The sequence below is a fragment of the Nocardioides sp. F233 genome (assembly GCF_057813895.1).
On the sequence record NZ_JBVASH010000041.1, the window covers coordinates 1 to 255 of the forward strand.

Genomic DNA, 255 nt, shown 5'->3' on the forward strand with positions numbered 1-255 from the left:
CGCGGGCCGAAGCGGTCCGGTTGGCGACCCGGTTCCTTCAGCTGCGGGTCGAGCTGGCAGGCAACGAGAAGCAGCTTGAGCAGGTCGTGACCGCGCACGCGCCGGTCCTGCTCGAGCTGTGTGGGCTCGGGCCGTTCAACGCCGCGATCGTGTTGTCGGTGTGGTCGCACGACGGGCGGGTCCACAATGAGGCCGCCCTGGCCAAGATCGGCGGGGTGGCTCCGATCGAGGTGTCCTCGGGCAACCGCAGCGAGC

Annotated in this window: 1 protein-coding gene; it reads left to right on the forward strand. The window is 70.2% G+C overall.

Annotated elements, in window-relative coordinates; translation table 11 throughout:
* Positions 1 to 86 precede the first annotated feature (86 nt).
* Positions 87 to 255 (forward strand): transposase (locus ACZYRU_RS26990; protein WP_488960188.1); only part of this gene is annotated, 169 nt, incomplete at its 3' end.